We start from the raw sequence: 22,725 nt of genomic DNA on the forward strand, positions 1-22,725 counted from the left end.
TTTTAGATATACCTAAAAATCTTACCGGCTTTTTTTATTGCTGAGCAAATTCTATCTTGCTTTGCGACCTGCCCAATTTTGAAAAGTAGGTACCTACCGTAAAATAGAGGAATAGGAATAAAAATAGCATTCCGATATTTTTCCAATCAATCGATAAATTAACTTGAGTAAATTCGTTTGCCATTATGTAATAATAGGTTGGGAAAAGGCGGGAGATATTTACAATAAAATCCGGAAGTAATTCTTGTTCAACAAAGATACCCGAAATAAAGGCTAATGAAAGAGGGAGAACAGTGCCGACTATACCCATAACAGAGCCTTTTTTTAAAAAAGAATTAAGCATAAAAGTTAAGCTTAAAATAACGGCCGTGTACATTAAGGCATTAAACGTATAGAATAAAAGAGGAATGTTTTCCAATCTCGTTATATTTGTAATAATAGCAAAGCCTATCAATATTGAAAGGATAAGCACTACTATCGTTAATTGAGCCAAAAAGTTTTCACAAACAAAGCGAAAAGTCGATACCGGAGAAACATTATTCCGCATTTTTAAGCGTTCATTATTTACCTCGAACATAGCCCAACCTACAGAATTAAGCACAACAGAAAAAACTATCCAACCTAAAAAGTTAAAAAATATTTTAAACCAAATATTTACCGAAGTATTCTTCTGAAAACTAATCTTATTAACCTTTGTATTTACTTGAAGAGCTTTTTCTATTCTCTGAAAATCGAAATATCCTTGAGCCTTTTTTATGTTTGCAGCAAATGTTAAATACATATTAAGCTGTAAATCCATATAAAAGCCCGACTTTTTTCTGTCATCTTTAAAAGTTATAAGGGCCTTTTTACCGTTCATTACATTTTCTTCCATGTTTTTATTTATAATAATCCCAGCATGTATTCTTTGCAGAGAAATATCCTTTTTTAGCTTGCGTAAAATTTCTTCATCGGCCTTATCTTTTTCGTCTATAATAATAACATCATGTTTTGACCTCAAATAAGAAATTAAATGTTTCGATAGTTCGGAATTGTCCCTATCGATTATATTTACGGTTAATGGTGTTTCTGCAAATTTGCTTACCTGAGAATTCCCAGACTTTAATGTCATAAAACTTATAAACAAAAAAATAATAACATAGATAATAGTGCTTATTACCTTTGTCCAAATTAATCTTAAAAAGTTTTTATAAACTATCATATTGCACCTTCCTTGAGTTAATAAATGAAAGAGATAAAAGAATTACGATGCCTATTGTGTAGACAATAAAAAATACGGGTACTGCGTTATATTCTCCCAAAATATTTATATTGTAAAGATTGGTAGTAAAAAGAGCTATAGGATTTATTGTTCCTAAAATCGGTATTGTTTTTTCAATGGACATTTTTACCTCAGGCCCCATCATACCGGATAAAAAGGCTAAAAAAAGACTTGTAAAAATACATATCATAGTTTTTGCCCGAATATCTCCAATAGGCGTTGAGCCTATAAATAAGCCGAGAGCTGCTCCAAAAAAATTCGCATAGATCAAAAGCAAAAGAGTAATTTTAAAATCGGTAATAAATGGTATCTTTAAAACAAAGAGCACAAAGGAAATATATATGAGATTGGCTGTAAGGTTAAAGATAATGTAAAATATAATTCCTGCAAGATAAGAATAAAAGCGTTTAATAGGAGTTGTACAAATTCTTGCTCCGATTTTTGAAATATTACCCTGTATTTTTACAGCTATATCTATCGAGCCGAACATTGTATAAATCGAAACCATTGCCAAAAGAGAATAGAACAATATAATGCTTAAACTCATTTTTTCGTTTTTACTTTCGACATAATTTTTACCGTATTCAAAAGACTTCATTGGAATATTAAGGGCTTCGATTTGTTTTATTTGATCCAGCACGGTTTTTGTTATTGTCTGAGATAATCCGTCTTCGCTCAACCTCAAAGATTGATCGGCTTCAACAAAGGCTTTTATTTTTTTTGTACGGAGCATCTCATTTGCCGATGTCTCATCTATTATTTTTGTATTGAACATCCCTGTAAATTTAAGCGGATAATAAACAGGATTGTCTTTTTCAATTCCGATTTCTATTTTACCGGTATCGGAATTACCTACGGCCGAAAATATTGTAAAGAACAGCCCAGCCATAAGAATGGGATATAAAAGCGTCCAAAACATTCCGTCTAAAGAATAAAACATGCCGATACTATAATATTTTATTTCGCGTAAAAAGAATTTCATCAGTCTCTTAACTCCTTTCCCGTAAGCTCCAAGAAAATGTCGTTTAAGCTGGGTAATTCCGAATATAATTTGGTATAAGCCAAACTATTATTATTGATAAATAAAATAAGTTCGTTTAAGTTGTTAATCGAATTTTCAAAACTGATTAAAAACTCGTTTCCGTTTTTGGTAACTTCCAGGACATGAGGATTTTTTTTCAGTTCTTCTTGCAGGTCATCCTTAGTTTCGACAAATTCAACAACCATTTTTTCGCTTGTGCGGATCAGCTTGTGCAATTCTTCTAAGGTGCCGTTTGCTATATCTCTTCCCTCATCCATGATAATGATTCTATCGCAAAGCTCTTCCACTTCTTCAAGATAGTGGGTAGTATACACGATGGTACTTCCTCTTTTTGCCAGTTCCTTTATCCCTGAAAGAATGAAGTTTCGGCTTTGGGCATCGACGGCAACTGTGGGCTCATCCAAAAAAATCAGTTCAGGTTTATGTGCTATGCCGCATGCAATATTGAGCCGGCGGAGAAGGCCTCCTGAAAGTTTTTTTGCACGGAATGAAGCATAATTGTTTAAGCCTACAAAATCGATTGCTTCATCTACCAGCTTTTTCCTCTCTTGAGTATTGTTTACATAGAGACCGCAAAAATAATCTATATTTTGTTTTACGGTAAAATCATAGAAAACAGAGACCTCTTGAGGAACAAGGCCTATTCTTTTTTTTATGTGCAGGGCGTTAGGCTTCATTTCTTCACCGAAAATGATGATTTCACCTTTACCGTGTTTTAAAAGGGAAAGCATACAGTTTATGGCTGTAGTTTTTCCGCATCCGTTAGGCCCCAAAAGGCCGAGAATCTCTCCTTCTTTAACTTCCATATTAAAGTGATCAAGTGCCGTTTTTTCATTGTACCGTTTTACAAGATTTTTTACCGTTAAAATCATAAATTCCTCCATAAGCGAATCTTTTATAGATAATTATACATTTTTTTTGAAATTTTAAAACTGAAAAATGTCATATTTTTGCGAGTTTAAATATGACATTTGTCATAGGAAAAAGGTTTAAACTTTTTATAATTTTAAAAAAGGGTTGAAATTTAAAATGGGTAATCAACAACCCCGACGCAAGCGTCGGGGTATTAAACCCTCCTCACGAACAAGCGGTTTATACACTCATTACCCATCAGGAATTACAAATTAATTAAAGCTCTTCCGCCATGCGGCAGGGTTACCGGGGCCGACCCATTTATTAAGTTGGAATCCGTTTTGAAGGCTTAAAGTGATAAACTTTTTTGTTCTTCTTACGGCTTCATAAGGTTCAAGGCCTATGCCTAAACCTGCGGCTATAGCTGCGGCCGTTGTGCAGCCTGCTCCATGTGTCCATCTTGTATCGATAAGCCCGCCTTCCACTTTTAAAAATTGTTCGCCGTCATAAAAAATATCTATAGCCGATTGTTCCCCATTCAACTTGGGCCCGCCCTTTATAAAGACATAGGGAACACCCATTCCGTGAATAATCTTACAGGCTTCTTTTATTTCTTCGATTGTAGAAGGTGTCGGCATTTTTGCAATCTGTCCCGCTTCAAAAAGGTTCGGCGTAATAAGCTTTGCTAAAGGCAAAAGTTTTTTTATAATGAGATTGTTGAGCTCGGGGTTTAAGGCAAGGTCTCCGCCCTTACATACCATTACAGGATCCAATACATAATTTTCTACATTATATTTTTTTAAGTATTCGGCAGAAAGTTCAACTGCATAATTTGTTGCAAGCATTCCCGTTTTTGCAGCGTTAACGCCGATGCCCTTAAAAATTGTTTCAAGCTGAGCTCTTATGGTTTGCTCATCAAGCGGGAAAACTTCATGCCCCCACTCTTTATCGGGATTCATCGTTGCAATTACCGTAACGGCAGCCATTCCGTATACACCGTACTCCTGAAATGTTTTTAAGTCGGCTTCCAAACCGGCCCCTCCGGATGCATCCGATCCGGCAATTGTTGCAAGTTTTATCATAATTAAATCTCCTATAAAAACTTTTTGCAGCAAATATCAGACCCTTGCGGTTCTGTTCTGCAAGGAAATTTTTTATCGTATCCGCTAAAGCGGATAGCGAATCAATTTGCGAAAAAAGTTTTTTCAAGCGGTTTGTTTACAAACCGCATACAATAATACGATGTTTTGTGCAATGCACAAAACTCGATAGATAAACAGTGAGGCTGAATTTCTGCCGAGCTGTTTATCATATCTCCTATCTCCTAGTGATTGGAATTATAACATTTTTTTTGAAGTTTGTCTTGTAGGTTAAGTGAAAATTCCTATGAAATGGGTAATAAAATATTTAGTTGGGAATTTCTACTTTTATAGGTAGTGTCTCTTGGAATTTATAACAGACTGTTGCATACCTTATATCATGCATACCTTATATCTGTTTACACGCTATCTAATTTATGTTAAAATGCCAAGTATGAGGCAATATTATAAAAAAATCGTATTTATAATTTGTATTATTGTAATATTTTCAGGCTGTTCCGATACTGATGCAGCTCTTGAAGGCTTAAAATCGGACCAAAATAAAAAACATATTATAAGTTTAGCCGAATTATATTCATATATTAAAGAATATTCTCCTTTTTTAAATGATGCTATTTTAAATAATCTTAATGAAAAATATTTTGAGTTTTCAAATAAAATTATGTATGAAAGCGATAAATATAAAATTTACACTTATTTTGAAGAGTTGCTAGCTGTAACCAATGACGGACATGCAGCCGTGTTCTATGAACAAGGCTCAAACACTCCTTTTTATTTTTTACCTATCGGCTTGGACTATGCTGACGGCAAATACTATCTTTTATATAAAGAGGACAATATAAAAATACCCTTAGGTTCCGAACTTATAAAAATTAATGATGAAGATGTAAAAAAATATTTATTAAATAATATTGCAAAATATATTCCTGTAAAAACACCTCATGCCTTTGAAAATTCAATGATAAAACGGCTTTTATATTCTTCACAAAATAAAAAAATAAAATTTACATTTGAGATTAATAAAAATGAAGTTAATTTGGAATTGAAATATTCAATTCCGAGTGAAAAAATCGGCAATATAAAATTTAATAAAATCCCCGATTATTATGATAAATTGAATAAGATATATTCAAGCCGTAATTTTTCGATTTATAAGATTAAAGAAAAATATAGCTTGATACAAATACATAATTTTTCAAATTATCATATGATAGATGAATTTATTGAAAAAATTATTCCTTTGATAGAAGATCCCGATCATCTTATTTTAGATATTCGAAAAAATAGCGGCGGTAATTCAAGTATAGGATTTACAATTTTAAAAATACTGACAGGAAAAATCGATATTGAAATATCTTCAATCAATATTAAAGATTTTCAACGCCGATTAAGTCCCGTTCTGATTACTTTAACTGCAATAAAAGATACAAATTTAAAGGTGATAAACCATGATACGCTTACAAAACTAAATTCTTTTATTAACGACGGTAAATTAATGAAAGCTCATGAATTGTTAATGCCGGCAGAAGAAGATAAAATATTACAACAAATAGACAACTTTCTTATGCAAAGTAATGAAATGGAAGAATTAGAAAAAAAAAGTTATCTCTGCAGCAAATAAGTGTAAAATCGAGAATAAAGATATAACCGTTTTTACATCTTACAAAAGCGGTTCCGCTTGCGATGATTTTGCATGTTTTTGTAAAGAACTAAATATAAGACTAATCGGAACAAATACTAAAGGTGCTACAGGAAACATCGGAATATTTAAACTTACAAATAATTTTTCATTTGCCATATCATTGCAAAAAACAATGTACAAGGGTATGGAAATTAACAATAAGGGCATATCGCCTGATGTTTTTATTATGGATACGATTGAAGATATTAAAAATCAAAATGATCCCTGCTTAAATTTCGCTTTGGAGAACCTATGAAGTCTTTGATATTAATGATATAACATTTGCAAGATGTCAAATTTAAGGGCATTTCTGCAATTCATCATACAAGCCTCTCAACCGATTCTATTATGCCGCCGCCGATGATATAATCGCCGGAATAAAAAACTGCGGCTTGTCCTTCGGCGACGGCTTTTTCAGGCTCTATAAATTCTACCTTAAATTTTCCTGTAGGTTTAAACTCCTCATTTTTAAGCGGAATCAATTTTGCCTTTTTCTTTTGTTGGCGATATCGTGTTTTTACCTCAATATCGATTTCTTTGTCTATTGTTTTTTTTGAGATTATATTTACATCTGAGGCGATGAGGCTTTCGGCAAAGAGTTCTTCGTCCCTGCCTACAGTAACCGTGTTCGCCTTTGCATCTTTTTTTACAACATAGACGGGATAACCCATTGCGATTGCAAGGCCTCGTCTTTGACCTATGGTATAATATTGAAGCCCTTTGTGGCGGCCTATTTCATTTCCCCTTGTATCAATAAATTTTCCCTCTTTAAAAGAATCCGCAGCAAGGGCGTTTATTACCCTTGTATAATCGTCACCGGGAACAAAACAGATGTCTTGGCTGTCGGGGCGGTGAGCATTTATAAGGCCTGCATCTTCGGCTATGCATCTCACTTTTTCTTTGGTAAAATCACCTAAAGGAAAAATAGAACGGGAAAGCTGTTCTTGACTAAGAAGGGCTAAAAAATAGCTTTGGTCTTTTTGAGCATCCTCAGCCTGTCTTAATAAAAATCTTTCCCCGCCTTCAATTTCGGTTTTTTCTATTTTTGCATAATGGCCTGTTGCAATTTTATCGAAGCCGTCCTTTAAGGCTTGTTCTAAAAAAAGGCCGAATTTTATTTTGCTGTTACATATAAAGCAGGGATTCGGCGTTCTTCCTTGTTTGTACTCTTCTACAAAATAGTCGATGATTTCAGCCTTAAAAGTTTCCCTCATATCGTATACGATGTGCTTTATACCGAGCTTAGCTGCAACTTTTTTTGCATCTTCAATATCATCGGTCTGGTCCTTATAAATGCCTGACAGTTTCGGTAAAAGCCGCATCGTAACGCCTGTAACATCATAGCCTTGATCTATCAATAGTTTTGCCGCAACAGCGGAATCTACGCCTCCGCTCAAACCCACAAGCACCTTCATCAAGTTTAAAATCCTCTTAAAATTTCTTCGGGGTTTAAAATCATGGCACATCCCAGTTCGGCTAAATCCCTTTCAAGGACAATACGGTTTTCGATTTTTTTTATGCTTGTAATTTCGGCTGTTTTTGCAGAACCGATTATCCTTCTGTTTAACTCGGTACCGCAAAAAGAAACGGCATCAATTTTTATTTTTTCGATGTAGTTGTCAATAAAAATTTCGTTTTGATAAATCGGATTTTTTATATTCTTAACAAGAAAATCTTTTGCAAACACATGGAAGAATTTAAATAGATTGTTTTTTACGTTTTCAAGCCAAGATAAAAAATCAGTTCTTTGCTTTTCCTTATCAACAAAAAGAGTCGAATATTTTGCATAGCCTTGAGCAAAAATAAAATGAGCAAGGACATTCCCAAGGTCATAGGCTATTGGACCGTAAAAGGCGAATTCGGGATCGATTATTTTTATCTTCGTTTCTTCATTTTCATTTTTTACAAAGATAGAACCTGAATGAAGATCCCCGTGAATAAGCCCTTGAGGATAGTTATTGAACTTTTCTTTTAAGACTGCAACCCTTGCAATGAGGTTTGAATCTTCATAAAACTTTTTTTTAAGCCAGTCGGCATTTTCGGGGAGCAAAATATTTCTTTGCCTTACATCCTTATAAGGATGAGTAAAAACCAAGTCTTCTGTAATCTTACAAAGATCGGGATTATAAAATTTGGCTGCTGCTTGAAATTTTTTTTGATAAGCTAAAACCAAATCTGTGGAAGGCAGGCTTGTGTCTACGATAAACCGAGTAATCAGTTCTTCGATTCCGTAAAATATTTTTCCGGCCATTAATTCCATTCTTAAATTAGAATAAGAACCGATGTCTTCCATTATGATTGCAGCCATAACCGGATCGGCATAAATTATTTTCGGAGAAAAACCGGGAGCACATTCGTTATACAGTTTTAAAACTTCGGCTTCACGGGTGCTCCTATCCGGGTTTAGATATCCATCGGGGCGCACTCTTGTTTGAACATCAGCTTGTTTTAAAATAAGGGATTTTTTTGTGCTCTTGTCAAAAATGCGGTAGACATAGTTTATATTTCCGTCACCTATTTCTTTGTAAACTAAATTCTCATTCGAATCAAAAAAATTACTGTGCTCAAAGACATAATCGATTATATCATCGCCTTCCATCTTGTAATGGGAACTAAACCGCATCCTGCCTCCGTTTTAATAATGTAAACCTATTCCGATAAAAATTTCGGAAACAGGTTTACCGTCACGTTTTGCATGATCATCTTTATTGTTTATTTCTCTTAAATCATGTCCGTAACTTATTCGAGCATAAATACTTCTCATTTTGATCGGATACATTATTATTTCTAAACCGCCCGAATACCATCCGTGTTTTGGATTGTAATAGGTATCGGTGTTTTTATCATGGACCAAGGCCATATCGAAAAACGGCGTTATGTGCAGCTCAAAGCCGAAGAAACGAGTCCATTCAACTCCGGTAATTTCTTCCCATTTAAAAACGCCTATTTTTATAGGTACATCAAAATTAAAACTAAAGGCCGTATCCGTTTCAATTCGTTTATTTAAAATACCGCGCAAAATTTTTCCGGTATGTTCGCTTGATGTTTTTCCGAATAGATTATAAAAAAAATCGAACCTGCCGTATAAACCTATTCGGTCTAAAAAAGAATAGAAGCCCTTTGTTTCCAAATTAAAAGAAATATCTACATTACCTTTTCTATAAGTGTTATATTTATAGCTATTATCAAGATTTACCGTAAAGCCTTGTCTAAAATTATTTATCCAATTTACTTTACCCATTCCAAAACTATGTGACCAATTAATGTTTAAGCCTTTTTTATTTTCCTTGGTAATTTTTGTGAATTTCCAATTACCGTCTATACCAAAATAAGGAGTCCATGTGATTGTGCCTAATGTTTGATTTTTATATATATCAAATGCAAGCGATGTATAAAATCCGTTTGTCAGATAATAATCTTTTTCAGACGGAGAAGCAGAGACATCTATACTTTGTGTGATACCTGCAGTTAAGGTAATCCAATCAACACCTAATTTATATGAAGCACTTAGACCTGTGCCGAAATCAAAGCCGAATTTTTTATCTTGATCTATGCTAATTCCCGCATTAGTATTCCAAAGAAGTTTAACCTGATTAATATGGAAAGGTAATGCAAATCCGGCACCTAGCTCGAAAGAAGATTTGCCGGCATTATTCCTATTATATATTAAATCCATTGTAAGCGGTTCAAGCGAACCTAAAAAATTAAAATCTTTTAATTTAAGCTTAAACTGAAGACCTCTGTTTGAATCAAAACTCGGGTAGAGGAGGGCTATAATATTCCATGTATCTTTAACATATATTTTAAGCTTTACCGGAATAATATTGTTTTTCGGTTCTAAAAATTCAAAACTAATTTCATGGCTTTCAATTGTTCTCGTGTTATGGAATTCCGCATTAAGCTCTGAAATATATGCTTCGAATTCTTCAAGTGAAGAAAATATCCGTTTTTTGTCTATAGGTATTTTTGATGATAATAGCCGTTCTTTGGTAAAGCCTTTTATGGTGTATTCAACACTTTCAATCTTATAAGCCGTATTATTAGCCAATAGAAAATCATCAGATTGCTCTTCAGTGTTTTGTGCGTAAAGACCAAGTACAAAAAAACAACATAATAAGACCGTTAAAAAAAATCGTTTGTGCATTTTATTCCGCCATAAATTTTATTTTTTTAATTTGGAATCGTCTTCAATTATTTTTTGAGCATTTGATTCCATATAAGATTTAACTGAAGCCGCTATTTCCTTATCATAAAGAGAAAAGACTCTTGCAGCAAGGAGGGCTGCATTTTTAGGCTCCAACACCAAGGCCGGAGAAATTCCCGAGGGCATTCTAAGAGAAGAATAAATGTCCGCTCCTGCAAAACTATCGGATGGAGGAGGACAAGCTATTGTAGCCCCCTTTACAAAACCGTCCACAAAACCGGAAAGAGCATTGCTTCTTCCTGCAATAGTAATATAAAGTTTCGGCCTATCAAGAGCTTCATATTCTTTTAGCATAGAAATAACATGCTCCGCCGTTTTATGAGCCGAGCCTATTCTTATAGCGTACTCGATTCCAAAGGCCTTTAACTCCAAAGCTATTTTTTCTGCATGGCCCATATCTGAAGATGAACCCATAAGTATTATTACAAGAGGTTTCACATTAAGCCTGCCTTTTTTAAGTTTTTCACTATGCGCTCTTCAGCCGGATATTCTCCCGGAACAAATTTAGATTTTGTCAATTTTTCATAGGCCGTGATATAAAGCTGAATAGCCTCATTCCAGATATTTTCATCGAGTTCGGGGATTTCTCCGTCGCCTCGATAGCCTTTTGCTGCATAGGCCATTCTTACAAATTCTTTATCGAAGTTTTCGGGCTCCTTCCCTTCCTTTAATCTTTGTTCGTAAGTATCGAGTTTCCAATAGCGTGAAGAATCGGGGGTATGAACCTCATCTATTAAAAGAATATCATTATTTTTGTCCACACCGAATTCGTATTTTGTATCTACTAAAATCAAGCCCGCTTCTTTTGCACTTTTTTGGCCGCGTGCAAAAAGGGCAAGGGCCGCTTTTTGTACAAAGTCCCATTGTTCTTTTGACAGATAACCTTGCGAAACAACCTCATCGCAGGTAAGTCTTTCATCATGGCCTGTAGGGCCGCCCTTTGTGGTAGGGGTTATAATCGGCTTGGGTAAGGCCTGATTTTTTTTCAAGCCTTCAGGAAAATCATATCCGTATATATTTCTTTCACCTAAAGAATACCTGTACCAAAGGGCTGTGGACGTTACGCCTGTAATATAGCCCCGTACTATGACCTCTATCGGGAGAGGTTTTACTTCAGTTACGATAATGCAGTTAGGATCCGGACAAGATATTATGTGATTTTTGATTATATCTTTGGTATTTTCAAACCACCAAAGAGAAAGCTGGTTTAAAACCTGTCCCTTGTATGGAAGGGCTGTAAGAACCCTGTCAAAGGCAGAAATCCTGTCTGTAGTTACAATCAAGCGTTTCCCTTCTTCCGGCGAGTACCAATCCCTTACCTTTCCGGTTTGTTTTGAAGGGAGAGGCAAATTAGATTCTCTAAAAGCTGCATTTCGTGAAATCATTTTAAACTCCTCAGGTTAATTTATACCGGTCAAGTATATATGAAGATTTATAAATTTTCAAGTATACTAATATTTAACTTACGCTTGAATTCCCTTAAAAGCTATTGTATAATGACTTTATGTTAAACAAGCAAAAAAAGATGACTTGGCGGACTTACCTCGCCTATGGGGCTGCCGATTTATACGGCGGAGGCTGTTTTTTTATCGTTACTACATTTGCAATGTATTATCTGGTAAATGTAATAGGACTTCATCCTGTTTTAGCAGGGCTTATCCCTGCTATCGGAAAGTTTTGGGATGCCGTATCGGATCCGATGATGGGTTATATAGCCGATAATACTCCGCAAAACCGTTTCGGAAAAAGAAGAGTTTGGTTTTTGGTATCAATTGTTCCAATCGCTCTTTCTTTTATCATAATTTGGTTTCCGACCGGAATAGAAAGTCAGGCCGGAAAATTCATATTTTATACGATCGCCTATATTATATTTTTTACCGTTGCGACCGTTTCCTACATACCCTATGCGGCCCTATCAGCCGAAATAACTAAGGACTTTTCGGAAAGAAATAAACTTAACGGTTCCCGCCTTATGTTTTCTTTTATAGCTACCCTTTTGGGCGGGCTCTTGGCTCAGCCGATTATCGATGCTTTTCACGGCAGCATGATGGGCTACTTTGTGATGAGTATAGTTTTTGCCCTTATCTTTGCCCTTCCATGGATTCCTCTTTATTTTGAAACATGGGAATTGCCGGAAGAAAAGAGCCAAAAAAAATCGGATGCTAAATTTATAAAAAACTTTTTATCCCTTTTTAAAAGTAAATCTTGTAGAATTCATATTGCTATGTATGTCTGCTCCTATGGAGCTTTGGATATAGTTATGTCTTTGGTCTTGTTCTATATTGTGGATTATTTAAACCGCGGAAGTGTTTTTGTAATAGCCCAAGGTGCGCTCTTACTGACCATGATGGCGACCCTTCCAATTCATAACCGCATAATAAACAAGAGAGGGCACAAGCCAGTCTATGTTACAGCCCTAATCATCTTTGCCGTTTCCATAGTTCTTATGTCTTTCCATACGCCTCAAACAAATCCGGTCTTTTTGATATTAAACATGGTGCTTATGGGTGTCGGAATTTCGGCAAACAATTTGATTCCCCATCAGCTTCTTCCTTTTTTGTCTGACATAGACAAACTTATGAGCGGAGAAAATCGAGCCGGAACCTATTCTGCAGCTATGACTCTTACCCGAAAACTTTTTTTAGGTTTGGTGATAATGACTACACTCGGGTTTGTTTTAAGCGGTATAGGTTATAAAAATCCCGTACCCTCGATTTTGACCCAAAAGCAATTTAAAGAAGCTCAAAACTTGGCTGTAAAAAATAATGAAAACTTTGAGAATATAAACAAGTATTATTCTCTGCGGGAAGACGGGAATTTCCACCTAAAATATATGAGCCGAAGCACTGATGAGATTATTACCTCTATGTATAAAACAGTAAAAAAGAACGGAAATGCCAATCCTCTTTTTTCATTCTTTGAAGGACGGAAGAACTTTGACGAAATTCCTCAAGATATTTTTGAAAATTTACTTTCTTCTTTTAATAAAAAAGAGTTTAATGAAATTGATAAGAAATTCTTGGTAGAATCTTCTTATACAAAATCGGGAGAAGTTTATAAAAAAATTGCCCCTCAAGATTTTTATACAAAAGATGACCTTTATGATTTGAAGGAACTTTTGGATAAGATTGATTTTAAATATTCCGGTATAGGGCAGGTTCAAAAGCCGCAGCAAAAGGAGATGACCTTAAAGGGTGTAAAGATTTCTTTTATAATAATGCCTCTTTTTATGATTCTTTTCGGCATCTTCTTCGGTCTTAAATTCAATGTAAGTCCTGAAAATCATACAATAATTCTTGATGAACTGAATAGATTAGAAGCAGGCGGTAAAAAAGAAGATGCGGACGAAAAAACCAAACAGATTTGCGAGCTTTTGATAGGAGAACCTTACGGCAGAACATAAGAGCCGCTAGAAAAAACCTCCGAGTCCTAAGGATTCGGAGGTTTTATTTTAGATTTATAAAAAGCTTAACTCTTGTTAGCCGCCGAAAAACAGCGGAACTAAGAACGAGGCAAGCAGGATTATAAAGGCTCCTCCCAAGCGGGATGAGATTTGAGCAAAGGGCATGAGCTCCATGCGCTTTGAGGCTGTAAGAACGGCAACGTCTCCCGTTCCTCCCATATTAGCCATACAAAGGCCTGCAGTTATAGCAGCTTCAATTGGATAGAATCCTACAAGTTTTCCTATAAGTCCGGCACCTATTACCGCACCGATTACGACCAAGAGTACAAGTACAACATAAGAAATGCTGAATGCTCCGATGATGTCGCCAAGGTTTGTATATGCAATACCTATACCGACCAAGAGGGCTGCGGTAAAGTTTTTTGCGACAAATTTATACCAAAGAGCACAAGCATTTTCAAAGTTCTTGGGCAAAATATTTGCAGCTTTTACAACAGCAACGCTTATAATCATCCAAGCATAAGTGTGAATATTTACACCGATAAGCTTAAATAGATTGGAAACTATATTTCCCCAGGCAAAAAAGGCTGTTGCGATAACGATAGCAATTCCGAAATCCTGCAACGAAAAATGCTTTTGCATTTCCTCATCATTAGGAACTTCAAACGTTCCGCTTGCAAGAAGTTGACCGTTTCCTGTCCAAGAAGGTTTAATTTTGCCGAGTTTATCAAGCAGACCGCCCGCCACTATAGCAAGAGCATTACCAAGGGCTACGGCCGGTACAAGTTTGGAAAGAATTTGCTCTGCAGGGATTTTTAATGCTGAAGCGAAGACTTGAGCAATCGGAACAGCTCCGGCTCCCATTCCTCCGCCCATGATCGGAATCCCGATGTGGGCAATAGCTTCAGTTGCCTTTATTCCAAAAATAGGAGCGCCTAGTGCAACCAAAACCAATGCTGCCGCAACCGAGCCTATAATGCACGGGAAGTAACGTATAGCAGCCTTTATCAAAAGTTTTCTATCCATTCCTAGGATAGACCCCGTAATAAGAGCCGCAATGTAAAAGTCTAAGAAACCTCCGCTTTTCATAAAGGTCGAAATATTTTTTAAAATTCCTTCGGGCAAAACATTATAATAAGCAAGGGCACTGGATGCAAAGATAATTACGATCGGCCCTCCGCCAAAGAATGTTTTTACTATAGGAGTGTTGTCTCCGATAATATTTAGTACTTCACCGAGTACCATCATCAAGAGAAGGGCTCCTATCATTCCGCCCGGCAGCTTATTCCAGCATGTTGCAGCAATTACAACTGCCGAAATAATGCCGAAAAGTGTAAGCGGCATGCCCAAAATCTCATACTTTTTCTTTCCGTTTATCATAAAAATAAACTCCTTATTGTGAGTCTGCTTCAGTGACAACTATGTTGGTTAAATCGGTTAATTTTAATAGCCGAATACTGTTTTTGTTGTCCTGAACCAATAAGCCCTTATCGCCTATCGTTATAGGTGTATAGGGTAGTACATCGACAGCCGACTTAGCTTGAAGTTCAAGCTTATCATTATAGCGTCCGATGAAGTATTTTCCGTTATTATCAATTACTGCATAATAATCGTTTCCGTTTTTGACCAAAACGCTTTCACCTGCAATATTTTCTTGACTTTGTTTAACAATTTCGAGGGATTTTGCATCGATAAGAACTAAAGCTATAACTGCATTACCGGACTTAGTGCCTGCGATTGCCATAAGATTTTTTCCTACAATGTGCAGGTTTCTGCCTCTGATTGTATTAATTCCGGAAGTCCTAAGCTCTTCTTCCGTTTTAAGGTCTAAAAGAACAAGTTCCGACAGCATTTTTGAATCGTCTACAACTTTCAACCCATAGCCGGGAATTGATGAGGCTATTGCTGCATCTCCCTCAGCTTTTTTCTCAGCTTTCTTTTCTTCTATGATTTTCTGTGTATCGGAAGCAATGTCTTTTCTGTCCGTTTGAGCTTCTTCAGTCTTTTTTTCAGCCATCTTTTCTTCTTCTTTTACTTCTTTTTTGGCCTCGTCTGCCTTTTTTTGCTCTTCTTCGGCAACTTCCTTAGCTTTTTTAGCCTCTTCGGTCTTCTTTTCAGACTCTTTTTGAGACTTTTCAGCTTCCTTCTTCTTCTCTTCAGCTGCTTTTTTATCTTCAGGTTTTCCTGTTTTTGCGGCCTTCTCTTCAGCTTTTTTAGCCTCTTTTTGCTTTTGCTCTGTTTCTTTCTTTTGCTTTTCAGCAGCTTTTTGCTTTGTATCGGCTTCCTTCTTTTGCTTGTCAGCTTCTTTTTGTTTTACATTAGCTTCTTTTTTTGCAACCTCTGCACGTTTAGCAGCTTCCTCGCTTTCTCTTTCTTTTAGGTCAACCATTTCCTTGCGTTTTTCAAGGTCCTTACCCTTATCTTCACGCATTTTTTCGACAACCTTTTTATCGGAAATAGAAGTTGTATCTACCGAGCTTATAGTACCTGCATATTTTTGGTCTGTCAGCGGAATAACTATTTGGGTTTGTCCCGGCCATTCATCATAACGCAAAGCTATACCGGCTTTCTCTTTTGTCAAATTCTTTGTAACAACCTGCTTGTACTTTTGATTAAAAAAGTCCATGTTTTTGCGGTAAACGGCATTGTAGATTGTAACAAAGTGTGCAAGAGTTGCCGCATCCTTATCGGAATATCCGTAAGCAGCCTTCAAATATCCTGCAATTATCAACCTGACGTTGTTAATATGATCAACACCGGCATTTTTTCCGATAATGAAAATATCCGCGTCAAGGCCTTCTTTTACTGCAGGGTCGACACAGTGAATAACTGAGTACCTATTCATATCGCCTGCACGGCCTGCTTTTACGGCACCTGCAAGACTTGAACCTATGCCCCGAATTGTGTCAGCACTATCTACTGCATCATGAGGTCCCGTGTAGTTTATAAATTCTATAGTCTTATTTTTTACAGAATCAATTTCAGGCTTATCAACTTCAATTGCAAATCCTGAAAAAACTACCATAATTAAAAAAAACGAAAAAACTAATAGCCTTCTCATAAGTAAATCCTCCGTTCTTCCTATTTTACTATATTTTTGATTTTTTGTCTTGCATAATTTTGAATAATATTGGAATAAGGGCCTTTAATAATATAAAAAATACTTGAAATTGCAGCAGATGCCGTTTCATTTGAGCCGAATCGCATCAAGGCGGTCAAACAATCGCAGGCTGCAGCCATAAGGTTTATATCATCGTATTTTGCCTTTCCCATTACAAGGCGGATGCCTTCCATTGTGCGGTCATCGGGATCGTAGGCAAGATGTTCCAAGCCCCGCAAAATTCCGGCAAGTACATCAGGGTTATCTATTTTGTAGATTCCGCTCAATAAAATGTCCCGATATTCATAGGAGCCTAATCTTCCTAAAAGCTCTGCGGCCCTTGATCTATCAAAGGAATTAAAATCTTGTGAAAAATACGAGGCTTTGCGCTTATTTTCCAAGATAGTTTTTAATTGGAAGGCATAGCGGGGCTCCTTTTCGCCTACGGTTCCGTTTTCTATTTCTTTTTGTATAACATCTAAAAGTTCTGCCGTAGTAGCATATTCAACAAAAAACGGAAAGTCATCCTTGCCCTTGTCATCTTTTTGTACTATAGAATAAAAATTTTCAGGAGCGGTTCGTTTTGTTCCTTTTCGTAAAAGCTTTGTTTCTACTCTGTAGGCATTTAAAATTTCGTTTGTTATTCCGACCAAAAGTCCGTTTTCGGTTATTATAGGGAAGAAATTGGTTTCAGGTATCTTTTTTTCCCATTTTATGCGCCCTGCGTCTGTAATAAGACAGCCGAATCCTTTTGCTGTAATATTGAATTCGTTGCCGATTGCATAGCAATGCACTCCGCTCGAAAAATTGCCCGAAGTCTTTTCTTCCCATATGAGTTCATTTGTTTTTAGATTTTTGAAAACAAGTTTACCGCTTTCAAACATATAAAGGACTTTTCCGCCCTTATAAAAAACATTTTTACAGATTTCGGGTTCGGTAGTTTGCCAAAGAGCTTCCGAACCTCCGCCTGTTTTATAGTATGAAATTGAGCCATCCGTACAAGCGAGTATGTAACCGTCTGGAGCCTCTCCGACAGCAGAAACGGTCTTTTTAAGTCTGTACTGCTCTACAATCGAACCGAAGATAGAAACACGCAAGAAATCTCCCGATTTTAAAATCAAAACTATATCTTTGGAACCGGTTTCTGCAGGTTGAAATACTGGGGCGGAAACAAGGGGCAATTCCCACTTTAGTTTTCCTCCCGAGGTGAGACAAATTATGTTATTATCTTGGATTATAAAAATTCGGCCGTCCCGTGCGGTGTGCACGGGAAAAATCGGCTTTTTCTTTAGAGGATAGGTCCAGAGGGGCATTCCTTGAGAAGAAAATGCCTCGATATTTCCCTTTGCGGTAACCATAAAAACTATTCCGGCTTGAGAAACCGATAAAAACTTGCTTGGGAATTCACTTGTATTTCTTCGCCATAAAAACGTCCCTTGAGAGGTAATGCAGTTTAAGGCCTTATCGTCTCCTGCCGTATAAATGTTTCCATTCCAAAAAACGGGAACCGTTATATTCTTACCGGCAAAAACCAAGGTCCAATGGGCGTCAAGGGTTTGAGCCGATGCTTTAAAAGAAAAAAAGGAAAAAATAATTACAAGAAAACCTAAGCCTTTTTTTTTCATAACTTCGTCCGCATTCCGTTAAAATATAAAAGGAAATACCCTCTTAGGTTTTAACGCTGCAAATTCTTCAGGAAATTCTTCTCTGTATCTTTTATTTATAGTATAGGCCCTAGGAACAAGGTTTGCACAGGTCCAAAATGCAAACAAGAGACCGACAAAGCTCCATGATAGGAGAGCAAAGCCGAACCATTCCAATATTTCACCGAAATAATTGGCGCTGGATACATACCTGTACATTCTTTTATGCGGAAAATAGTGCGCACTATCTCCCGGCTTTCGTAAGGAGCGTATATACTTGTCCGAATCTATGTTTATGGCCATTCCGAGTAAAAAAATAAGAACTCCGATTATAAAACGGGGATTGTAAAGCCATGAGATGGGGTACATTTCCTTGGGGGAAAGGTAAAAAAGCCATGCACCTATTAAAAAGGTGTTTATCGTATTAAATGTGATTCCCATCAAAACTATGAGAATAGGCATATTACTTTTTCCCTTAAGTAAAAAAGGAAATATAAGAACTCTCTGAGCATAGTGCAGTACAAAAAAAAGGCCTATTATAATTCTCACAAAATTTTCAGGTTTAGCCCATACACACATCAGGACAATCATAGTGATAAGTGTAGGAACTTCCATTAAAAACCAGCCGAGTTTATTGTTAAAAGAAAAACCCCATTTTTTATTTATCATTTTACCGTATCCGGCCGGAACAAAAAACAATACTACAAAACAAATCAAGCCTACTCCGAATAAGACGATCTGCGTAATATTAAATATAAATATCAATTTTCCCATAAATATAAGTATAGATTATCTATGTATCAGCGTCAAGAGAGGAAGTATTAAGGCCGGGAAAATTTGGTAATTCTCGATAGTTGCGGATTTTGTCCATAAGGCACAACCGGACTTCAAAATTTTTATCCGCCTTTCTTATTGAATATTACACCTCAAATTGTTATATTATATGGACGATTACAGGAGTTATTGTATGCGGTTTGTAAACAAACCGCTTGAAAAAACTTTTTTCGCAAATTGATATTTGCTGCAAAAAGTTTTTATAGGAGTTATGATGAAACTATTAGATATACAAGGACTTCAAATGTCGGTTGATGAGAAGCAAATTCTTAAAAACCTTAATTTGAGTATAAACAAGGGAGAGGTTCATGTGGTTATGGGTCCGAACGGGGCCGGAAAATCCACATTGGCGGCTGCCATAACGGGAAATCCAAGATATACCATTGACGAAGGTAAAATCTTTTTTGAAGGTGAGCTTATAAATGATGTTCCCGTCTACGAAAGGGCTCGAAAAGGTATATTTCTTTCTTTTCAAATACCTGAAGAGGTGCCGGGCTTAAAAATAGAAGAGTTTTTGCGTGCTTCAAAAGAAGCCGTAACGGGTGAAAAAACACCTGCGATAAAATTTCATAAACTTTTATCTGACACAATGAAGCAGCTTAAAATCAATCCTGCATACGCGAACCGCAGCTTAAATGTCGGTTTTTCGGGCGGAGAAAAAAAGAAAAACGAAATCTTACAGCTTGCTATTTTAAACCCGAAACTTGCGATCCTCGATGAGACGGATTCGGGGCTGGATATTGATGCTACAAAGATAGTCTTTGAAGGCGTTTCCAAAATACGCACCCCCGATATGGGAATTTTAATCATTACCCATCATAATAAAGTTTTAGATTATATAAAGCCCGATTTTGTACACATTCTTGTTGACGGCACTATTGTCAAAACAGGCCGTCTGGAACTGGTAGAATATATTGAAAAGAACGGGTACGAAAACATAAAAGAAAGCCTATGAGTAAAGCCATAAACCAAAACACAGATAAAGCACCGGAGGATGCAGCCCTCTTTCAAGAAAGAAAGCGTACATTTGTTTCGGACATAGAACGCGGAGTCTATGACATAAAGGACAGCATCGATTATAAGTATTCGACGGGGCTCGGTTTAAACGAAGAAGTCGTAAAAAAAATATCCGCACGAAAAAAAGAACCCGATTGGATGCTGGACTTGCGCCTAAAATCCCTCGCATACTTTAATGCCAGACCCATGCCGGACTGGGGAGCCGATATTTCCGATTTGGATATTCAAGAGATAATCCACTACATTGTTTCCGACACAAAACCCTTAGCCGAAACTTGGGATGACGTTCCGGAAGAAATAAAAAAGACCTTTGACAGGCTGGGCATTCCCGAAGCCGAACGAAACTCCCTCGCAGGAGTGGGTGCCCAGTACGATTCGGAAGTCGTTTATCACAGTCTAAAAGAAGACTTGGAAAAACAGGGCGTAGTCTACTTGGATATGGAAACGGCCGTTCACAAGTACGAAGATATAGTAAAAAAGCATTTTATGCAGCTTATAAAGCCGAATGACCATAAATTTGCAGCCCTCCACGGTGCCGTTTGGTCGGGAGGTTCCTTTGTGTATGTTCCCAAGGGCGTAAGGGTCGAGCTTCCGCTTCAATCCTATTTTAGACTGAATGCCCAGCAGTCGGGGCAGTTTGAGCACACCCTTATAATTGTAGAAGAAGGAGCCTACCTCCATTTTATCGAAGGATGCAGTGCTCCCAAATACTATAAAAACGCCCTCCATGCAGGAGCCGTCGAGCTATATGTAGGAAAAAAAGCAACCCTGCGTTATTCGACAATCGAAAACTGGTCGCGCAACCTATATAACTTAAACACCAAAAGGGCTATAGTTGAAGAAGACGGAGCTATTGAATGGGTTTCGGGTTCATTCGGTTCAAGGGTTACCATGCTTTACCCTATGAGCATCTTAAAAGGCGACCGCTCCCGTTCCGAATTTACAGGGGTTACATTCGCTTCGGAAGGGCAGTGCCTTGATACGGGAACAAAGACTGTTCACATCGGAAAAAACACCGTTTCAGAAATGCGCTCCCGCTCCATCGCAAAAAACGGCGGGGAAGCAAACTACCGAGGCCTTTTGTCCATAGGAGCAAATGCAACCGGAGCTAAGGCTGTGGCCGAATGTGAATCCCTAATGCTTGACGATAAATCCCGCTCCGATACGATTCCGATTATAGAATCCCATATCGATGATGTAGACATAGGCCATGAGGCTAAAATCGGAAGGATAAGCGAATCAATGGTGTTCTACCTTATGCAAAGAGGCTTGGATGAGGCTGCCGCAAAATCCCTTATCATCAAGGGCTTTGTCGAACCTATCTCCAAGGAACTGCCTTTGGAATATGCCGTTGAATTGAACAATCTTATTACAATCGAATTGGAAGGAACTATAGGATAGATATGAGTGACAGAACTTATTTTAAACGGCTTGACTACACAAAAACGGATATCCCTTCAAAGCCTTTTTGCAATTTAAACTGTAAGGCTAATGGCCGGCCCTATGGCCGAGACGATGGCTGTACTGAAGCTGAAAATATAGAGCAAATGCCGATAGAGCAATTTTTAAAAACAGCCTCTTCGGAAAATATAGAAAAATTCTTTGATTTTACGAAAACAAAACGCGAAAAAAATTGCGGCCTCGGAGATAATTATATCCAAGAAGTAAAGGATAAAAGGAATTCCGGTATTTATATAAGGGTAAAAAAATGCGAAGATAAGGAAAAGATCGCCAATGTTCTAATCCATTTTACAATGGATCAAGCCAATAATGTTCTTTATGACCAAAATCTTATTGTAATTGAAGAAGGGGCAAGGGCTAAAATCTTTTTTTATCATGATGTAAAAGAATACGATTGCTCGAAGGCAGATATTTTTAGAAACGGACTTTTAAGCATAGTTGCCGAAAAAAACTCTCAAGTAGAATTTATAAAGGTACAAAACTTAAGTCACTGCGGCATCAACTTTGAAACCGTAAAAATTTCTGCAATGGAGAAGGCTCAAGTTACCCTTTATGATATTCAGCTTGGAGCAAAGATAAACGGAGCTTCAACTTCTACCTATATGCCGGAAGAATGGGCTGATGTTCAAATATATCCCCTCTATTTTGCAGATAAGACCAGACGCATCGACTTGGAGCAAAATTTTATCATCAACGGAAAAAATTCTCTAGGTGCAATTACGGCAAAGGGAGCTTTAAAGAACATAGCTCATAAAATGTTCCGGGGCAATATCTTTTTAAACAGGGGCTGCTCAAAGTCTATTGCAAGGTTTTCGGATAACACGATTATGCTCGATAAGACCACTGTGGGTGCGACAATCCCGACAATCTTTTGCGATGAAGATGACGTTATAGGAGAGCACGCAGCGAGCTTTGAGGCGGTAAACAAGGCTAAGCTTTACTACCTCATGACCCGCGGTTTTGACGAGCTGAGTGCCAAAAAGCTTTTAATCGAGGCTGCCTTTAAACCCGTTTTTAACCGCATTGATGATGAAACGATAAGAGAAAAGCTCTTAGAGGAATTCAGGATAAGCTTAGATGAGATAAGGGATTAATTGCCGAATCAACTCATAATAAAAACAAAAACC

The 22,725-nt window shown here is 37.0% G+C and carries 17 protein-coding genes and 1 pseudogene; 5 read left to right on the forward strand and 13 right to left on the reverse strand.

Annotated elements, in window-relative coordinates; translation table 11 throughout:
• Positions 1-34: 34 nt before the first annotated feature.
• The 4 genes from E4N80_RS09360 to thiD all read right to left on the reverse strand — a co-directional run bounded on the left by E4N80_RS09360 (position 35) and on the right by thiD (position 4,237).
• Complete coding sequence (locus E4N80_RS09360) at positions 35-1,201, reverse strand: ABC transporter permease (protein ID WP_253698980.1); 1,167 nt, start codon at positions 1,199-1,201, stop codon at positions 35-37.
• Positions 1,188-2,243, reverse strand: coding sequence for an ABC transporter permease (locus tag E4N80_RS09365; RefSeq protein WP_253698981.1), 1,056 nt, complete (start codon positions 2,241-2,243; stop codon positions 1,188-1,190). The genes E4N80_RS09360 and E4N80_RS09365 overlap by 14 nt, the downstream gene beginning before the upstream one ends.
• Positions 2,243-3,175: an ABC transporter ATP-binding protein gene (locus tag E4N80_RS09370; RefSeq protein WP_253698982.1), complete on the reverse strand. Its 933-nt coding sequence runs from the start codon at positions 3,173-3,175 to the stop codon at positions 2,243-2,245. Before E4N80_RS09370 ends, E4N80_RS09365 begins: the two co-directional genes overlap by 1 nt.
• Positions 3,176-3,427: 252 nt before the next feature.
• Entirely contained in the window at positions 3,428-4,237 is an 810-nt protein-coding gene (thiD, locus tag E4N80_RS09375; protein ID WP_253698983.1) for a bifunctional hydroxymethylpyrimidine kinase/phosphomethylpyrimidine kinase, read from the reverse strand.
• A 499-nt stretch (positions 4,238-4,736) separates the two neighbouring features.
• Between thiD and E4N80_RS09380 the strand changes: the two are divergent.
• Positions 4,737-6,192: pseudogene (locus E4N80_RS09380) on the forward strand (S41 family peptidase).
• Positions 6,193-6,256: 64 nt separating this feature from the next.
• Here E4N80_RS09380 and mnmA read toward each other — a convergent pair.
• The 5 genes from mnmA to E4N80_RS09410 are packed head-to-tail and all read right to left on the reverse strand — an operon-like array spanning position 6,257 to position 11,525.
• The gene (gene mnmA / locus E4N80_RS09390) at positions 6,257-7,351 is read right to left on the reverse strand and encodes a tRNA 2-thiouridine(34) synthase MnmA (RefSeq protein WP_253698985.1); all 1,095 of its coding nucleotides are present in this window, start codon (positions 7,349-7,351) and stop codon (positions 6,257-6,259) included.
• Between the two features lie 5 nt (positions 7,352-7,356).
• The gene (gene mtnK / locus E4N80_RS09395; RefSeq protein ID WP_253698986.1) at positions 7,357-8,559 is read right to left on the reverse strand and encodes an S-methyl-5-thioribose kinase; all 1,203 of its coding nucleotides are present in this window, start codon (positions 8,557-8,559) and stop codon (positions 7,357-7,359) included.
• Between the two features lie 12 nt (positions 8,560-8,571).
• Positions 8,572-10,080 carry a hypothetical protein gene (locus E4N80_RS09400; protein ID WP_253698987.1) on the reverse strand — a complete coding sequence of 503 codons (1,509 nt, stop codon included), beginning with the start codon at positions 10,078-10,080 and terminating at the stop codon, positions 8,572-8,574.
• An 18-nt stretch (positions 10,081-10,098) separates the two neighbouring features.
• Positions 10,099-10,578, reverse strand: a complete 480-nt coding sequence (gene purE / locus E4N80_RS09405; protein ID WP_253698988.1) for a phosphoribosylaminoimidazole carboxylase — start codon at positions 10,576-10,578, stop codon at positions 10,099-10,101.
• A complete protein-coding gene (locus E4N80_RS09410) occupies positions 10,575-11,525 on the reverse strand; it encodes a phosphoribosylaminoimidazolesuccinocarboxamide synthase (protein ID WP_253698989.1) in 951 nt (316 codons plus the stop codon). Before E4N80_RS09410 ends, purE begins: the two co-directional genes overlap by 4 nt.
• A gap of 119 nt (positions 11,526-11,644) precedes the next feature.
• Between E4N80_RS09410 and E4N80_RS09415 the strand changes: the two genes are divergently transcribed.
• Positions 11,645-13,543: an MFS transporter gene (locus tag E4N80_RS09415; RefSeq protein ID WP_253698990.1), complete on the forward strand. Its 1,899-nt coding sequence runs from the start codon at positions 11,645-11,647 to the stop codon at positions 13,541-13,543.
• A gap of 75 nt (positions 13,544-13,618) precedes the next feature.
• Here the strand turns inward: E4N80_RS09415 and E4N80_RS09420 are convergent, their stop codons facing one another.
• From E4N80_RS09420 to E4N80_RS09435, 4 genes are read right to left on the reverse strand one after another with little or no spacing between them, the layout of a single operon-like run.
• Positions 13,619-14,923, reverse strand: a complete 1,305-nt coding sequence (locus E4N80_RS09420; RefSeq protein WP_253698991.1) for a 2-hydroxycarboxylate transporter family protein — start codon at positions 14,921-14,923, stop codon at positions 13,619-13,621.
• Positions 14,924-14,936: 13 nt separating this feature from the next.
• Positions 14,937-16,604, reverse strand: a complete 1,668-nt coding sequence (locus E4N80_RS09425; protein ID WP_253698992.1) for a P83/100 family protein — start codon at positions 16,602-16,604, stop codon at positions 14,937-14,939.
• Positions 16,605-16,624: 20 nt separating this feature from the next.
• On the reverse strand, positions 16,625-18,268 hold the full coding sequence (locus E4N80_RS09430; protein ID WP_253698993.1) for an outer membrane protein assembly factor BamB family protein: 1,644 nt from the start codon (positions 18,266-18,268) through the stop codon (positions 16,625-16,627).
• A gap of 18 nt (positions 18,269-18,286) precedes the next feature.
• Entirely contained in the window at positions 18,287-19,060 is a 774-nt protein-coding gene (locus E4N80_RS09435; RefSeq protein WP_253698994.1) for a DUF1295 domain-containing protein, read from the reverse strand.
• Positions 19,061-19,334: 274 nt separating this feature from the next.
• Here E4N80_RS09435 and sufC point away from each other — a divergent pair, with 274 nt between their 5' ends.
• Genes sufC through sufD form a run of 3 tightly spaced genes read left to right on the forward strand, consistent with a single transcriptional unit; the run spans position 19,335 to position 22,692 of the window.
• Positions 19,335-20,075 (forward strand): Fe-S cluster assembly ATPase SufC, encoded by a 741-nt coding sequence (sufC, locus tag E4N80_RS09440; protein WP_010694574.1) that lies wholly within the window; start codon positions 19,335-19,337, stop codon positions 20,073-20,075.
• Complete coding sequence (gene sufB / locus E4N80_RS09445) at positions 20,072-21,538, forward strand: Fe-S cluster assembly protein SufB (RefSeq protein ID WP_253698995.1); 1,467 nt, start codon at positions 20,072-20,074, stop codon at positions 21,536-21,538. The genes sufC and sufB overlap by 4 nt, the downstream gene beginning before the upstream one ends.
• A 2-nt stretch (positions 21,539-21,540) precedes the next feature.
• Complete coding sequence (sufD, locus tag E4N80_RS09450) at positions 21,541-22,692, forward strand: Fe-S cluster assembly protein SufD (RefSeq protein WP_253698996.1); 1,152 nt, start codon at positions 21,541-21,543, stop codon at positions 22,690-22,692.
• Positions 22,693-22,725 lie beyond the last annotated feature (33 nt).

The organism is Treponema denticola, from assembly GCF_024181605.1.
GTDB lineage: Bacteria > Spirochaetota > Spirochaetia > Treponematales > Treponemataceae > Treponema_B > Treponema_B denticola_B.

Excerpts from the sequence above, each read along its gene's own strand:
- E4N80_RS09435 (WP_253698994.1), bottom strand. The coding sequence starts at position 19,060 with ATGGGAAAATTGATATTTATATTTAATATTACGCAGATCGTCTTATTC.
- sufB (WP_253698995.1), top strand. The coding sequence starts at position 20,072 with ATGAGTAAAGCCATAAACCAAAACACAGATAAAGCACCGGAGGATGCA.
- E4N80_RS09360 (WP_253698980.1), bottom strand. The coding sequence starts at position 1,201 with ATGATAGTTTATAAAAACTTTTTAAGATTAATTTGGACAAAGGTAATA.
- E4N80_RS09410 (WP_253698989.1), bottom strand. The coding sequence starts at position 11,525 with ATGATTTCACGAAATGCAGCTTTTAGAGAATCTAATTTGCCTCTCCCT.
- mnmA (WP_253698985.1), bottom strand. The coding sequence starts at position 7,351 with ATGAAGGTGCTTGTGGGTTTGAGCGGAGGCGTAGATTCCGCTGTTGCG.
- mtnK (WP_253698986.1), bottom strand. The coding sequence starts at position 8,559 with ATGCGGTTTAGTTCCCATTACAAGATGGAAGGCGATGATATAATCGAT.
- sufD (WP_253698996.1), top strand. The coding sequence starts at position 21,541 with ATGAGTGACAGAACTTATTTTAAACGGCTTGACTACACAAAAACGGAT.
- E4N80_RS09370 (WP_253698982.1), bottom strand. The coding sequence starts at position 3,175 with ATGATTTTAACGGTAAAAAATCTTGTAAAACGGTACAATGAAAAAACG.
- E4N80_RS09365 (WP_253698981.1), bottom strand. The coding sequence starts at position 2,243 with ATGAAATTCTTTTTACGCGAAATAAAATATTATAGTATCGGCATGTTT.
- sufC (WP_010694574.1), top strand. The coding sequence starts at position 19,335 with ATGAAACTATTAGATATACAAGGACTTCAAATGTCGGTTGATGAGAAG.
- E4N80_RS09400 (WP_253698987.1), bottom strand. The coding sequence starts at position 10,080 with ATGCACAAACGATTTTTTTTAACGGTCTTATTATGTTGTTTTTTTGTA.
- E4N80_RS09415 (WP_253698990.1), top strand. The coding sequence starts at position 11,645 with ATGTTAAACAAGCAAAAAAAGATGACTTGGCGGACTTACCTCGCCTAT.
- thiD (WP_253698983.1), bottom strand. The coding sequence starts at position 4,237 with ATGATAAAACTTGCAACAATTGCCGGATCGGATGCATCCGGAGGGGCC.
- E4N80_RS09420 (WP_253698991.1), bottom strand. The coding sequence starts at position 14,923 with ATGATAAACGGAAAGAAAAAGTATGAGATTTTGGGCATGCCGCTTACA.
- E4N80_RS09430 (WP_253698993.1), bottom strand. The coding sequence starts at position 18,268 with ATGAAAAAAAAAGGCTTAGGTTTTCTTGTAATTATTTTTTCCTTTTTT.
- E4N80_RS09425 (WP_253698992.1), bottom strand. The coding sequence starts at position 16,604 with ATGAGAAGGCTATTAGTTTTTTCGTTTTTTTTAATTATGGTAGTTTTT.